This window comes from Streptomyces kurssanovii, assembly GCF_040677245.1.
Classification (GTDB): domain Bacteria; phylum Actinomycetota; class Actinomycetes; order Streptomycetales; family Streptomycetaceae; genus Streptomyces; species Streptomyces kurssanovii.
This window is the reverse complement of the sequence record NZ_JBFAQK010000077.1, coordinates 1-14812: the sequence shown is the minus strand read 5'-3', so window position 1 is coordinate 14812 and position 14812 is coordinate 1. Positions and strand designations below refer to the sequence as shown.

The 14812-nt window shown below is 72.4% G+C and carries 12 protein-coding genes; 10 read left to right on the top strand and 2 right to left on the bottom strand.

Annotation, left to right across the window (positions count from 1 at the left end; genetic code table 11):
• Positions 1-25: 25 nt before the first annotated feature.
• Positions 26-520, bottom strand: coding sequence for a cysteine dioxygenase (locus AB0K36_RS31940; protein ID WP_364600883.1), 495 nt, complete (start codon positions 518-520; stop codon positions 26-28).
• 631 nt (positions 521-1151) lie between these two features.
• On the opposite strand from AB0K36_RS31940, the gene AB0K36_RS31935 reads away from it, so the two are divergent.
• The 3 genes from AB0K36_RS31935 (at position 1152) to AB0K36_RS31925 (ending at position 7052) form a co-directional block, all read left to right on the top strand.
• Positions 1152-1415: a WhiB family transcriptional regulator gene (locus AB0K36_RS31935; protein ID WP_053557226.1), complete on the top strand. Its 264-nt coding sequence runs from the start codon at positions 1152-1154 to the stop codon at positions 1413-1415.
• A gap of 223 nt (positions 1416-1638) precedes the next feature.
• The gene (locus AB0K36_RS31930; RefSeq protein ID WP_364600880.1) at positions 1639-5445 is read left to right on the top strand and encodes a glycosyltransferase family 2 protein; all 3807 of its coding nucleotides are present in this window, start codon (positions 1639-1641) and stop codon (positions 5443-5445) included.
• A complete protein-coding gene (locus AB0K36_RS31925; protein ID WP_364600878.1) occupies positions 5442-7052 on the top strand; it encodes a DUF5719 family protein in 1611 nt (536 codons plus the stop codon). The genes AB0K36_RS31930 and AB0K36_RS31925 overlap by 4 nt, the downstream gene beginning before the upstream one ends.
• 65 nt (positions 7053-7117) lie before the next feature.
• Here the strand turns inward: AB0K36_RS31925 and AB0K36_RS31920 are convergent, their stop codons facing one another.
• Positions 7118-7546, bottom strand: a complete 429-nt coding sequence (locus AB0K36_RS31920; RefSeq protein ID WP_078951277.1) for a metallopeptidase family protein — start codon at positions 7544-7546, stop codon at positions 7118-7120.
• 273 nt (positions 7547-7819) lie between these two features.
• Here AB0K36_RS31920 and AB0K36_RS31915 point away from each other — a divergent pair, with 273 nt between their 5' ends.
• The 7 genes from AB0K36_RS31915 to AB0K36_RS31885 form a co-directional block, all read left to right on the top strand.
• Positions 7820-8248 (top strand): DUF3499 domain-containing protein, encoded by a 429-nt coding sequence (locus AB0K36_RS31915; RefSeq protein WP_364600876.1) that lies wholly within the window; start codon positions 7820-7822, stop codon positions 8246-8248.
• A 126-nt stretch (positions 8249-8374) separates the two neighbouring features.
• The gene (locus tag AB0K36_RS31910) at positions 8375-9736 is read left to right on the top strand and encodes a phosphomannomutase/phosphoglucomutase (RefSeq protein WP_364600874.1); all 1362 of its coding nucleotides are present in this window, start codon (positions 8375-8377) and stop codon (positions 9734-9736) included.
• Between the two features lie 189 nt (positions 9737-9925).
• Positions 9926-10108 (top strand): Trm112 family protein, encoded by a 183-nt coding sequence (locus tag AB0K36_RS31905; protein WP_364600872.1) that lies wholly within the window; start codon positions 9926-9928, stop codon positions 10106-10108.
• Between the two features lie 142 nt (positions 10109-10250).
• On the top strand, positions 10251-11390 hold the full coding sequence (locus AB0K36_RS31900) for an SIS domain-containing protein (protein ID WP_364600870.1): 1140 nt from the start codon (positions 10251-10253) through the stop codon (positions 11388-11390).
• Positions 11391-11444: 54 nt separating this feature from the next.
• A complete protein-coding gene (manA, locus tag AB0K36_RS31895) occupies positions 11445-12623 on the top strand; it encodes a mannose-6-phosphate isomerase, class I (RefSeq protein WP_364600869.1) in 1179 nt (392 codons plus the stop codon).
• A gap of 93 nt (positions 12624-12716) precedes the next feature.
• On the top strand, positions 12717-13682 hold the full coding sequence (locus tag AB0K36_RS31890; RefSeq protein WP_364600867.1) for a cation diffusion facilitator family transporter: 966 nt from the start codon (positions 12717-12719) through the stop codon (positions 13680-13682).
• A gap of 437 nt (positions 13683-14119) precedes the next feature.
• Positions 14120-14812 (top strand): adenosylhomocysteinase (locus AB0K36_RS31885; RefSeq protein WP_364600865.1); only part of this gene is annotated, 693 nt, incomplete at its 3' end.

Here is a 14812-nt window from a genome sequence, read left to right as displayed (position 1 = left end):
CATCCTCGCAGGTGCCGCCGGGTCGTCAGGCGGGAACCGTCTCCGTCGTGCAGCGCGCGGCCGTGTGCATGGGCATCTCGGTCAGACCCGGGTAGTAGACGTGCAGGCTCACGGCGGGTTCGAGGGAGTCGTTGACGACCTCGTGTGCGTAGCCGGGTGCGAAGACCCGCTGCGCACCGGCCGCGAGCGAGCGCTCGCCGCGGGCGGTGCGTTCGGTCAGCTCGCCCTCGAGAACGGTGAGCACACCGGAGGACGGACCGTGGTCGTGGAGCCCGCTGCCCTGGCCGGGGACCCAGCTGAGCAGCCAGACCTCGTAACCGGGGCCGGTGCCGAGCCGGTGGTACCAGCGGGTGGTGGCGTCGTATTCGACGAGGTGCGCCCACTGCGCGCGGTCTGCGGCGATGGACCGGGCGAGGCCGGCGAACTCGGCCACGGTGGCCGGGTGCTCACGGGCGGGCTGGAGCAGGTGCTGTACGGCGAGGATGTCGCCGGCGATCTGGAGGTCGCTGTCGCTGTTCATGGGTGCGGGGGGTCCTCAGCAGAAGTGCGGGGATGTCGCAGAGCAGGAAGGAGACGCGGAAGCTGGAGCGCGAGGGCATCAACAGCTGGAACAGCAACAGCAACAGCGCGCCTGGACAGCGCTGCGGAACCCGCGGAGGCGGGTCGCGAGGGGCGCTGTGGTCGCTGGCATGGAATCAAAGGTGACGGTTGCGCTCGTCGACTGTCAACCCAATGACCGATTTGGCGGCAATGTTTCACCTTTTCCGGTTACGGAGAACGGAGAAAGGTTTGTGCAGCGGAAGGCGGGGACACATGCGGCAGCAACCCCGCTTGCAAACGTCATCCGGCCTGAAGTGATCGGACTGTGATCCGGATCGCTTCGCCGGCTCGATCGAAACAAGATCGATGTCTCTGGCGTCTTCCTTTTCGAGGAGGAGCGGGGTGCGGAGCAGGCCGCTGGCATGTGTCACGTTTTTTGGTGATTTGAACACTTTCCGCATAGCCTTGGTTCCGCAGAGTGAATACCGGGCCCAATAGCAGATCTCGGCTTGACTGGCCCGGAGCCACACACTTGTAATTTCACTCGTGTCGTTCGGCCGAAAAGGATCGCGGCAACATCACGGGGACGCAAAGACAGACGAGGGGCGCACATGACCGAGCTGTTCGAACAACTGCTGGTCGAGGACGCGGACGAGGAACTCGGCTGGCAGGAGCGCGCGTTGTGCGCCCAGACCGATCCCGAGTCCTTCTTCCCCGAGAAGGGTGGCTCCACCCGCGAGGCCAAGAAGGTCTGCCTCGCCTGCGAGGTCCGCTCCGAATGTCTCGAATACGCCCTGAACAACGACGAGAGATTCGGAATCTGGGGCGGCCTCTCGGAGCGGGAACGCCGGCGCCTGAAGAAGGCCGCCGTCTGAACCGCCGCCCCTCCCGCCGCCCGGCCGCGTCCGGCTCGAGCCGCCCGATCACGTCCGGCTCAAACGGTACAACCGCGTCAACTGTGCACGTAACGAACGGTCCGCCGTCTGTGGGTTGTCCACAGGCTGCGGACCGTCCACATGTCAGCCGTTAGTGTGGGGCCCCGTCCGTGACGCACCAGAGCCCCTACGGGGTGACCCCGGCCGGAGGGCCCGTACCTCAATGTCCGCCACCACAGCCGCGTTTGTTCCGGCAGCCGCGCCAGAGTTCCCGCGGCACGTAGTCACCGCCGTGCTCGTCTCCCACGACGGCGCGCGCTGGCTCCCCGACGCCCTCGCCGGACTGATCGGCCAGGAACGCCCCGTGCAGAACGTCGTCGCGGCCGACACCGGCAGCGCCGACGACTCGGCCCGACTGCTCACCGACGCCCTCGGCGCCGACCGGGTACTGCACCTCGCACGCCGCACCGGCTTCGGCACCGCCGTCGACGAGGCCGCCCGCACCGCCGGGGTCCTCACCCCCGAGGAACTGCCGTATCTGAAGCGGCCGAGCGGCTGGGACCCCGTCACCAGGACCTGGCGCGACGAGGCCTACGACATGCCCGAGCTGCCGCACGGCAAGCCCGTCCAGTGGCTGTGGCTCCTGCACGACGACTGCGCGCCCGAGCCCGACGCCCTCGCCGAACTGCTGCGCGTCGCCGACTCGGACGAACACGCGGCGATCGTCGGTCCCAAACTCCGCGGCTGGTACGACCGCAAGCAGCTGCTCGAGACCGGTGTCTCCATCGCCAACAGCGGACGGCGCTGGACCGGACTCGACCGCCGCGAACAGGACCAGGGCCAGCACGACCAGGTGCGCTCCGTCCTCTCCGTCTCCTCCGCCGGCATGCTCGTACGGCGCGACGTGTTCGAGGAACTCGGCGGCTTCGACCGGCGACTGCCGCTCATGCGCGACGACGTCGACCTGTGCTGGCGCGCCCACTCCGCGGGGCACCGCGTCCTGATCGCCCCCGACGCCGTACTGCGGCACGCCGAGGCCGCCGCCCGCGAGCGCCGCACCGTCGACTGCGCCGGCCGGTCCGTGGCCAGCCCGCACCGCGTCGACAAGGCGGGCGCCGTCTACACACTGCTCACCAACACCCGCGGCGTCGCGCTGCCTTATGTACTGCTGCGCATCGTCCTCGGCACACTGCTGCGCACCCTCGCCTACCTCGTCGGCAAGGTGCCCGGGCAGGCCGTCGACGAGGTCATGGGACTCTTCGGCGTCCTGCTGCGCCCCGAGCGCATCCTGGCCGGCCGCCGCAGACGGTCCCGGCGGACCGTCGAGGCCAGTGAGTTGCGGCCGCTGTTCCCGCCGCCCGGCGCGACCGTCCGGGCCACCGTGGAGCAGGTCGTCTCAGGCTTCGGCGGCTCGGACGCCGACTCCGGCGGCTCCCGGCACGGCGCCGTGGAATCGGGCCCGGGCGGGGACGACGCGGACTTCCTGGAGATCGAGCAGTTCGCCAGGCTCAAGAAGATCGCCCGCAAGCCCGGACCGCTCCTCTTCGCCCTGCTCCTCGTCGCCTCGCTCGTCGCCTGCCGCGGACTGTTCGCGGGCGGCGCGCTGGCCGGCGGCGCCCTGCTGCCCGCCCCGCCCGACGTCTTCGACCTCTGGAACCGTTACGCCGACAGCTGGCATCCCATCGGCACCGGCGGCACCCAGACCGCGCCGCCCTACCTGGCCGTCCTCGCGGTGCTCTCCGCTCTCTTCCTCGGTTCCACGGGCCTCGCCCTGACCGTGCTGCTCGTCTGCTCGGTCCCGCTCGCCGGCCTCACCGCGTACTTCGCCTCCCGCTCCATCGTCGGCTCACGGCTGCTGAGGGCGTGGGCGAGCGTCGCCTACGCCTTCCTGCCCGCCGCCACCGGCGCGCTGGCCACCGGGCGGCTCGGCACGGCGGTCCTCGCGATCGTGCTGCCGCTCATCGCCCGTGCCGCGGTCGCCGCCCACGGGCTGCGCGTCCAGGGCGGCGGCCGCGGCAGCTGGCGGGCCACCTGGGCGTACGCCCTCCTGCTGACCTTCGCGACGGCCTTCACCCCCGTCGTATGGCCGATCGCCGTCGTCATCGGCATCGCCGTCCTGGTGCTGCGCCGCGACGACATCACCGCCTACGCCCTGCGCTTCGTCGCGTCCGTCGGCACGCCGATGCTGGTCCTCGCCCCCTGGTCGCTGTCGCTGCTCACCAGCCCTTCCGGATTCTTCCGCGAGGCCGGGCTCGAGTACGACGGCGGCACCGCCGGCGCGACCGACCTGCTGGGCATCAGCCCCGGCGGCCCGGGGACCGTCGGCGGGCTCCTGATGATCGGCATCGTGCTCGCGGCGCTCGGGGCCCTGCTGCGCGAGGAGCGGCAGTTCGCCATCCGCGGCGCCTGGGCGGTCGCGCTCGTCGCCCTGGTCTTCGCGGCACTCGTCAACGGCTCCGGCGACAGCGGCGCCGGCTGGGCCGGTCCCGCCACCCTCGTCTACGGCATCGCCCTGCTGGCCGCCGCCGTGCTCGGCGGCGAGGGCGGCCGCACCCGGGTCGCCGCCCAGAGCTTCGGCTGGCGGCAGCCCGTCGCCGCCCTCGTCGCGCTGGCGGCCGGGCTCGCCCCGGTCGTCGCCGCCGCGAACTGGATGCTGAGCGGCGCCGGCGGCCCCCTCGAGCGGCGCGACCCGGTGCAGGTGCCGGCGTTCGTCGCGGAGGAGAGCGACACCCAGGACCAGCCGCGCACGCTGGTCCTCGGCGGCGCCTCCGCCGCGAAGGTCTCCTACACCCTCGTACGCGGTTCCGGTGCCCGCCTCGGCGACGCCGAGCTCACCGAGACCGCCGGTGGCGACACCCGGCTCGACAAGATCGTCGCCAACCTGGTCGCGGGCTCCGGCGCCGACCAGACCAGCCAGCTCAGCGGCTTCGCGATCCGCTACGTGCTGGTGCGCGACGGAGCCCCCCGGCAGACCAGCCGAGTCCTCGACGCCACCCCGGGCCTCAGCAGGCTCAGCCAGCTCGACGGCAGCGCGCTCTGGCGGGTCGACCGCCAGGTCGCCCGGGCCACCATCGTCACCGGCAAGGACGAACCGCTGCCCGTGGCCTCCGATGCCGTGGAGGCGCACGCGAAGATCCCCGTCGGCGGCTCCGGCCGCGTCCTGCGCATCGCGGATCGTGCCGCGGAGGGCTGGCAGGCGACGCTCGACGGACGCCCGCTGAAGAAGACCACGGTGGACGGCTGGGCGCAGGGCTTCGAGCTGCCCGCGGAGGGCGGCCGCCTCGACCTGACGTACGAGGACCCCGCCACGCACACGGCCTGGATCTGGATCCAGGCGTTCCTCGCCCTCGTGCTGCTGGTGCTGGCCCTGCCGGGCCGGCGCCGGGAGATCGACGACGATCTGCCCGAGGAGCCCGTGGTCGTGCCGGAGCAGCCGGTCGCGGGCGAGGGCCGGCGGGCGCGCAGGCTGCGGGCCCAGGCCGAGGCGGAGGCCGAGGAGGCGGAGCCGACGGCCCAGGACGGGCCGCAGACGGCGGAGCCGGACCAGGAGGCGGCGCAGCCCGCCGCCTACCCGGCGGCGGTGCCGCGGCAGCAGTACGGCGAGTGGGACGCGCAGACCCACGTGGACGCGCCCTACGGGACCTCGTACGACCAGCAGCAGTACCAGGACGGCCGGTACGGCGAGAGCGCGGGCCAGGGCCAGGGTTACGGCGGCGAGCAGCAGTACGCGGACGGTCAGCAGTACGGGGACCAGACGTACGCCGACCCCCGTTACCAGCAGCCGTACGAGGCGGACCCCTACCAGGCCGCTTCCTACGGCGACGGCCAGTACGGGTCCGAGGGCCAGTACGGGGCCGACGGGCAGTACCAGCCCGGTCAGTACCAGCAGGACGGCCAGTACCAGCCAGACGGTCAGTACCAGCAGCAGGACGGGCAGTACGACCCGTACGGCTACGGCGACGCGAACGGCGGCCCGTACCCCCAGCCCCCGGCGCAAGCCCCCGGCACGACGCGAGGCGAGTCAGAGTGAAGCGCACGACCATCTCCCTGATCGCCGTCGCCACGGCTCTGGCCGCCGTGACCGGCTTCGCCTCGCTCACCGCACCGGACGGGGAGACGACGACGGAAGCCGCGGCTCCGGCACGGTTGCCCGTCGAACGTTCCAGCCTGCTCTGCCCGGCCCCCAGCAGCTCGGACCTCGCGGAGACGCGCTACACCTCCTTCACCCCGGTCATGAAGGACGCCGCGGAGGGAGACGCCGAGGACGGGGACTCGGCGGACGAGGCGGCGGGCGCCGGCGCGGACACGGCCGAGCTGCGGCCGTCCGCGGCCACGCTGGCCGATCCCGACGACGCGCCGGCGGACAAGGACGGCGAGGCCGACAAGGACGACAAGGGCACGGCGGACAAGGACGGTGAGGCCGGGAAGCCCGCCTCCGGCAAGCCCTTCCTCGCCCTCAAGGAGCCCGGCAAGCCCGTCTCGGCCGAGGAGAGCGGCGGCCAGGCCCCGGCACTGGTCGGGACGGCCACCGGCCGTCTCGCCCCCGGGTGGACCGCGCAGCAGACCACCACCGTCTCCGCGGGCAGTGGCCGGGGCCTCCTCGGCGTCAGCTGCACCGCACCGGACACGGACTTCTGGTTCCCCGGCGCCTCCCTGGCCGACAAGCGCCAGGACTACGTGCACCTCACCAACCCGGACGACACCGCCGCCGTCGTCGATGTCGAGCTCTACGGCAAGGACGGCGCGCTCAAGAGCACCGTGGCCGAAGGCATCCCGGTTCCGGGCGGGGCCGGCCTGCCGGTCCTCTTGTCCACGCTGACGGCGGACCCGGCGGAGGACGTGACCGTCCACGTCACCACCCGTAGCGGCCGGGTCGGCGCCGTCGTGCGGTCCGCGGAGGAGGACAGCGGCAGTGACTGGCTCGCCGCCTCCGCCGACCCGGCAGCCACGGCCGTGCTGCCCGGCATCCCGGCGGACGCGACCTCTGTGCAGCTGGTGGCGTTCGCCCCCGGTGACGACGACGCGGAGCTCCAGGTGCGGCTGGCGGGCGCGACGGGCACCATCACCCCGGCCGGGGCGGAGACGCTCCACGTGAAGTCCGGGATGACGGCGAGCCTCGACCTGAAGGACGTCACCCGCGGCGAGGCCGGGTCCCTCGTCCTCAGCCCGGCCGAGGGCCGCCGGGCCGCCCCGGTGGTGGCCGCGCTGCGTGTCGTACGGGGCGAGGGCGACAAGAAGGAGGTCGCGTTCATCCCGGCCGCCGCGGCGGTGGGGGAGCGTGCCACGGTCGCCGACAACCGGGCCAAGGGCGCCCAGCTGTCGCTCGTGGCGGCGGGTGAGGCCGCCGAGGTCAAGGTCACCGCGTCGGCGGGGACCGAGGGCGGTACGCAGGTCGTCAAGACGTACTCGGTGAAGGCCGGCACGACGCTGGCCGTGCCCGCCCCGGTGCCGGCCGGGCTCAAGGGTTCCTACGCGCTCACGGTCGAGACGGTGTCCGGCGGGCCGGTGCACGCGTCCCGGTCGCTGGAGATCGCCGAGGACGGCATCCCGATGTTCACCGTGCAGACGCTGCCGGACGACCGGGGGATGGTGGCCGTTCCGGAGGCCGAACAGGATCTCTCCGTGCTGGACGACTGACGCGTTCGGGTGGCCGGCGCAGGCCGGCCACCACGCGTCTCCGCCGGTTCCTTCCGGACCTTCCGTCAGTCCTGCCCGTAGCGCGGATCGACCGACTCCGGGGCCAGCCCGAGCAGCTCGGCGACCTGCTCGACGACCACTTCGTGCACAAGGAGTGCCCGTTCGTCGCGGTTCTTTGTCCGGATCTCGACAGGGCGCCGGTAGATCATGATCCGCGCGGGCCGGTCCTTGGCGGCCGGGACGGCACTGCCCAGGGGCACCGACTCGTCGGGCGAACCAGGGACCTCGAGGACCAGGAAGTCGACGTCGGCCAACTGCGGCCAGTGCCGCTCCAGCCTCTCCACCGAGTCCTGGACCAGGTCACGGAACGTCTCGGCACGGCTGGCCGAGAGCGGCACCTGCGGGGGAGCGACCGGGCCGCGCATGCCTCTTCCATGGCGGTCACGGCGGCGGGGCCTCGGCTCTGCCGGTCGGGGGGGTACGGGACTGTCCATCACTGACGCAGGGTAGCTCTCCGAGGACCACGGCGATCGCCTCCGGGCCGGCGGCGGCCGGCCTGTCGCCGATTGAGCATTTCGGCCAACGTTGAGCCCGATTCCACGACTCTCGCGATCGTCCCTCTCGCCGCAATTGATCTGATTCACTCCACCTCGTGACCGCGCGGTGCCCGGCCGTCTCCGGTGCGGTTCTCTCTCCGTGCAGGTCAGGCCAGTTGCCCGAACAGCCGATATGTCCGATGTCACACCACGACACGGGGGAGTGACCTGGTGGAGAGTCGTCGCAGCCCGCTCAAGAGTGCGGTACCGTCCAACGTCGTGAGCCCTGTACGTCGCTGTTCGCGCACCGCGTGCGGCCGCCCTGCCGTCGCGACACTGACGTACGTCTATGCCGATTCGACTGCGGTCCTCGGTCCGCTCGCCACCTACGCCGAGCCCCACTGCTACGACCTGTGCGCCGAGCACAGCGAGCGGCTGACGGCGCCACGCGGCTGGGAGGTCGTCCGGCTCACCGACGGCTCCGCACCGGCCCGCCCCAGCGGCGACGATCTCGAAGCGCTCGCGAACGCGGTGCGCGAGGCGGCACGGCCCCAGGGGCGTACGGCGGAAGCGGGCGGTCAGGGCGGCCGGCGTTCGACGGACCCCATGGAGGTCGCGCGCCGCGGTCACCTGCGGGTGCTGCGTTCCCCCGACTCCTGACCTCGCCGTTCCCCTCGCACACCCACCCGTCCGACGGCTTTGCGACGGGACCCGGTCCACGCCCCACGCCACGGCCCCGTAAGGGTAGTTTGAGGTGACCGCATGGACTTCAGAAGGGGTTGGGCCGTGGCTGCTGATCTGTCGCAGATCGTGAAGGCGTACGACGTCCGCGGGGTGGTGCCGGATCAGTGGGACGAGTCGCTCGCCGAACTGTTCGGCGCCGCCTTCGTCGAGGTGACGGGCGCGGACGCGATCGTCGTCGGCCACGACATGCGGCCGTCGTCGCCCGGCCTGTCGGGCGCCTTCGCGCGCGGCGCCGCGGCCCGCGGCACCGACGTCACCCTCATCGGACTGTGCTCGACCGACCAGCTGTACTTCGCCTCCGGACACATGGGGCTCCCGGGCGCCATGTTCACCGCCTCGCACAACCCCGCGCAGTACAACGGCATCAAGATGTGCCGCGCGGGTGCCGCGCCCGTCGGCCAGGACACCGGCCTGGCCGACATCCGCCGCCTCGTCGAGACCTGGTCAGAGCAGGGCGCCCCCGCCGCCGCGGGGACCCCTGGCACGGTGACCGAGCGCGACACGCTCACCGACTACGCCGAACACCTGCTCTCGCTCGTCGACCTGTCGGCCATGCGCCCCCTGAAGGTCGTCGTGGACGCGGGGAACGGCATGGGCGGCCACACGGTCCCCACCGTCTTCGGCCCGCTGCCGCTCACGCTCGTCCCGATGTACTTCGAGCTGGACGGCACGTTCCCCAACCACGAGGCCAACCCGCTCGACCCGGCCAACATCGTCGACCTCCAGGCCCGCGTGCGCGAGGAGGGCGCGGACCTGGGTCTGGCCTTCGACGGCGACGCGGACCGCTGCTTCGTCGTCGACGAGCGGGGCGAGGGCGTCTCACCGTCGGCGATCACCGCCCTGGTGGCCTCCAGGGAGCTGGCCAAGCACCCCGGCGGCACGGTCATCCACAACCTGATCACCTCGTGGTCCGTGCCGGAGGTGGTCCGCGAGAACGGCGGCACGCCGGTGCGCACCAGGGTCGGGCACTCCTTCATCAAGGAGGAGATGGCCCGCACCGGGGCGATCTTCGGCGGCGAGCACTCGGCGCACTACTACTTCCGCGACTTCTGGAACGCCGACACGGGCATGCTCGCCGCGCTGCACGTCCTCGCGGCGCTGGGCTCCCAGGACGGCACGCTGTCCGACCTGGTCGCGCAGTACGACCGGTACGCGGCCTCCGGTGAGATCAACTCCAAGGTCGACGACCAGGCCGGCCGGGCGGCGGCGGTGAAGGCCGCCTTCGCCGCCCGCGAGGACGCCACGGCCGACGAGCTCGACGGGCTGACGGTGACCACCGCGGACTGGTGGTTCAACCTGCGCGCCTCGAACACGGAGCCGCTGCTGCGGCTCAACGTGGAGGCACGCGACGAGGCGACCATGGCCAAGATCCGGGACGAGGTGCTCGCGCTCGTACGGGCCTGAGCCCGCCGGTACGGGTGGGGGCAGGCCGTCCCCGCCCGTACCGCCCGCCCACGCCGCCCCAGAACGAGCCGCACCCCGCTCCCCGGCGGTAGGCTGACGAGGCCTGATCCGCCACACCGTGACCGCACGTCCGACGCGAGCGCGAACGCTCCGTCCGATGTGCGACATGCCCGAAGGGACACCGCTGTCATGTCGCTCGAAGCCGGCCTCCTGGAGATCCTCGCCTGCCCGGCCTGCCACGCCCCGCTCGACGACCGCACGGCAGCCGACACGCCCGAGCTGATCTGCACCGGCAAGGACTGCGGCCTCGCCTACCCGGTCAGGGACGGCATCCCCGTCCTCCTCGTCGACGAGGCTCGCCGCCCCGCATAACGCGGCACCGACGGACGGTGGCGCGACGGACCGCGGGCCCGGTACGACGGCGCCCGACAGGACGTGGTCCCGCCGTCAGGACCGCGTCCCGACAACCGCACAACACCCCCCGCACGCGTACGGCGATCGGAGGCCCACCCCCATGCTCGACGAGTCGCTCCTCGACGACCCGGACGCCTTGGCCCGTGCCGACCGCCGCGGCCTGCTCCGCGGCGCGGCAGAGGCCGGGGCCCGGGTGCGCACCGCCGCCAGGCACGCCGACGAAGCCGGCATCGCGCGGCTCAGCCCCGAGGGCCGGCCGCGGGCCGTCCTCGTCGCGGGCCCCGGCACTGCGGCCCTGGGCGTCGCGGATCTGATCGGCGCCCTCGCCGGTGCCTCCGCCCCCGTCATCCCGCTCCGCCCCACCGGCGTCGCCCACGCGGCGGGCGCCCTGCGCTGGGTCCTGCCGGGCTGGGCGGGCTCGCTCGACCTGCTGCTCCTCACGACCACGGACGGCAGCGAACCCGGCCTCGCCCTGCTCGCCGAGCAGGCCTACCGGCGCGGCTGCACGGTCGTCGCCGTCGCTCCTCAGACCGCGCCGCTCTCGGAGGCGGTCGACGCGATCCACGGCCTGGTCGTTCCTATGGCCACGGCCCCTTACGAGGCGGAAGAGACCGCCCAGGCCGCCGCCCCCGGCGCGCTCTGGGCGCTGTTCACGCCCCTCCTCGCGCTCCTCGACCGCCTCGCGCTGGTCGACGCGCCCCCGGAGACCCTCGCGAAGGTCGCGGACCGTCTCGACCGCACCGCCGAACGGTGCGGCCCCGCCATCGCCACACACAGCAACCCGGCCAAGACGCTGGCCGCCGACCTCGCCGACCGGCTGCCGCTCATCTGGACGGAGGGCGCCGGCGCCGGCCCGGCGGGCCGCCGCTTCGCCGCGGTCCTGGCCGAGCTCGCGGGCCGCCCCGCGCTCGCGGCCGAACTGCCGGAGGCACTGCCGGCGCACGGAGTCCTCCTGGCCGGGGACTTCGCGTCGGGCGCCGACGAGGACGACTTCTTCCGCGACCGGGTCGACGAGCAGCAGGCGCTGCGGGCCCGTGTCGTACTGCTGCGCGACCGGCCGGCCGGCGGCCTCACGGCGGCGCCCGCCGCCCGCGAGCTGGCGCTCGGCCACGACACGGCCGTCAGCGAGCTCGAACCGGAGGACGGCTCGCAGCTCGAGTCGATCGCCGAACTGCTCGCCGTCACCGACTTCGCAGCCGTGTACCTGGCCCTCGCGGGCTCCGGCAACCACCACGAGTAGACGTACAACGGCCGCACCCGCACCACGACGTACCGACGAAGGACCAGGAAGACCATGGATCGCCTCGCCAACACCGTGCGCCCCTACGCCTGGGGGTCCACGACCGCCATCCCGGAGCTGCTCGGCGTCGCTCCCACCGGCGAGCCGCAGGCCGAGATGTGGATGGGAGCACACCCCGGGGCACCGTCCCGCGTCACCCGCGGCGGCGAGGCCGACCAGCCCCTGTCCGACGTGATCGCCGCCGCCCCCGAACGCGAGCTCGGCGACGCGGCCGTCGCCAAGTTCGGTCCCCGGCTGCCCTTCCTCCTCAAGCTCCTTGCCGCGGCCGCGCCCCTGTCCCTCCAGGTCCACCCGGACCTCGCCCAGGCCAGGGACGGCTACGGCGCCGAGGAGAACGCCGGGGTCCCCGTCGACGCGCCGCACCGCAACTACAAGGACGCCAACCACAAGCCGGAACTCATCTGCGCGCTCACGCCGTTCGACGGCCTCTGCGGCTTCCGCGCCCCCGCCGCCGCGGCCGAACTGCTCGCCGGACTCGAGGTCGACTCCCTCAAGCCGTACGTCGACCTTCTGCACGCCCAGCCCGAGGACGCCGCCCTCCGCGAGGTGCTCACCGCCGTACTGACCGCGGACCCGCAGGAGATGGCGGCCACCGTCGCGGAGGCCGCGGCCGCCGCCGAACGGCTCGGCGGGGCATACGCCCCGTACGCCGCGATCGCCCGCCACTACCCGGGTGACCCCGGCGTCATCGCGGCGATGCTGCTCAACCACATCCAACTGCAGCCGGGAGAAGCGCTGTTCCTCGGCGCCGGCGTGCCGCACGCCTACCTCGACGGGCTCGGGGTCGAGATCATGGCCAACTCCGACAACGTGCTGCGCTGCGGGCTCACCCCCAAGCACGTGGACGTCCCCGAACTCCTGCGCATCGTCCGGTTCGAGGCCACCGAACCCGCCGTGCTGCGCCCCGAGGCGTCACCTTCCGGCGAAGAGGTCTACGACACCCCTATCGACGAGTTCCGGCTGTCCCGCTACGTGCTCGCGCCCGACGCGGAGCCGCGCGACGTGACCGCGTCCACGCCGCAGATCCTGCTCTGCACCGCCGGCGGCGTCACGGCCGGTGAACTGAGGCTGGGACCGGGCGAGTCGGCGTTCGTGCCGGCAGGGGAGAAGGTGGAGATCTCGGGTACGGACGGCGGTCCCGGCACGGTCTTCCGCGCGACTGTGGTGGCCTGAGTCGGCACCGCGGACGGCTGCTGCGACAATGGCGCACCGCCGAGACCGCGCACAGGACCGGTCGGCGTACGTACGAAGGGACATCGGGCAAGCATGAGCGCGTCAGGCGGTACCAAGGCGATCGTGGCAGCACTCGCCGCGAACCTCGCAATCGCGGTGGCCAAATTCGTGGCGTTCCTCTTCAGTGGTTCGTCGTCGATGCTCGCCGAAAGCGTCCACTCGCTCGCCGACTCGGGCAACCAGGGCCTGCTGCTGCTCGGCGGCAAGAAGGCCCAACGGGAGGCGACGCCCCAGCACCCCTTCGGATACGGGCGCGAGCGCTACATCTACGCCTTCCTCGTCTCCATCGTGCTGTTCTCCGTCGGTGGCATGTTCGCCATCTACGAGGGCTACGAGAAGATCAAGCACCCGCACGAGATCGAGGCCTGGTACTGGCCGGTCGGCGTGCTGGTCTTCGCGATCATCGCCGAGACGTTCTCGTTCCGCACCGCCATCAAGGAATCCAACGTGGTGCGCGGCAAGCTCAGCTGGACGCAGTTCGTGCGCCGGGCCAAGGCGCCCGAGCTTCCCGTGGTGCTGCTGGAGGACCTGGGCGCCCTGGTCGGCCTGATCCTGGCCCTCGTCGGCGTCAGCCTCGCGCTGGTCACGGGCGACGGCGTCTGGGACGGCATCGGGACCCTGTGCATCGGTGTCCTGCTCATCGTGATCGCCATCGTGCTCGCCGCGGAGACCAAGTCGCTGCTGCTGGGTGAGTCCGCGGGCACGGACGACATCGAGAAGATCAAGGCCGCCACGGTCGACGGCCGGACCGTCACCCGCATCATCCACATGCGCACGCTCCACCTCGGTCCCGAGGAACTGCTCGTCGCCGCGAAGATCGCCGTCGAGCAGCACGAGACCGCCGACGAGGTGGCGGAGGCCATCAACGCCGCCGAGGACCGCATCCGGGCGGCCGTGCCGATCGCGCGTGTGATCTACCTCGAGCCGGACATCTACAACGAGGCGAGGGCTGCCACGGGCACCGACCCCGCCACGTCGCCGGGCGGCTCCGGCCACTGAGCGGATCCTGGTCAGTCCAACGGGGAAGGCCCCTGGACCGCGTGCCACCGGTGATGCCGGCGGCCCTGGTCCGGGTGCCTTCCCCGTTCGCTGTTCCTGACCGGATGGTCCCGACCCGTCGGCGGGATGTCGCAGCATGGTGCACCACATTCCGGCCATGTCAAAAGCCCGGAGGCCGCGGACCGGCCGCGCTCCGGCCCCCGGGAGACTGGCCGGAACCCGTACCCGGGCGGGCTGGGGCCGCCTGGGCCGATCGGTGTAGATTCGTAACCAGTCAGACGTCGCTGCTGATGGCGGTCGGGCGGTCCCACGCGGACCGGCCGAGGGAGAGAGGGCCTCCGACGGACTGTCCTGCGGACTCCCGGGCATTCGTATGCCCCGGCCGCCGCAGAGCCAGCCGTAACCACCCTCGACCCGAACCACGAGGAGCAGCTCGCATGTCGACTGTCGCCAATGGCCAGGACTTCAAGGTCGCCGACCTTTCCCTCGCCGCCTTCGGCCGCAAGGAGATCACGCTCGCCGAGCACGAGATGCCCGGCCTGATGTCGATCCGCAAGGAGTACGCCGCCGCCCAGCCGCTGGCCGGCGCCCGGATCACCGGCTCCCTGCACATGACCGTGCAGACCGCGGTCCTCATCGAGACCCTTGCCGCGCTGGGCGCCGAGGTCCGCTGGGCCTCCTGCAACATCTTCTCCACCCAGGACCACGCCGCCGCCGCCATCGCGGTCGGTCCGAACGGCACCCCCGAGAACCCGCAGGGCATCCCCGTCTTCGCCTGGAAGGGCGAGACGCTGGAGGAGTACTGGTGGTGCACCGAGCAGGCGCTGACCTGGCCGAACACCCCCACCGGTGGCCCGAACATGATCCTGGACGACGGCGGTGACGCGACCCTCCTGGTCCACAAGGGCGTCGAGTTCGAGAAGGCGGGCGCCGCTCCCGACCCGTCCACCGCGGACAGCGAGGAGTACAGCCACATCCTGCGCCTGCTGAACCGCACTCTCACCGAGAACCCGCAGAAGTGGACGCAGCTGGCGTCCGAGATCCGCGGTGTGACGGAGGAGACGACGACCGGTGTGCACCGTCTCTACGAGATGCACCGGGACGGCACGCTGCTCTTCCCCGCCATCAAC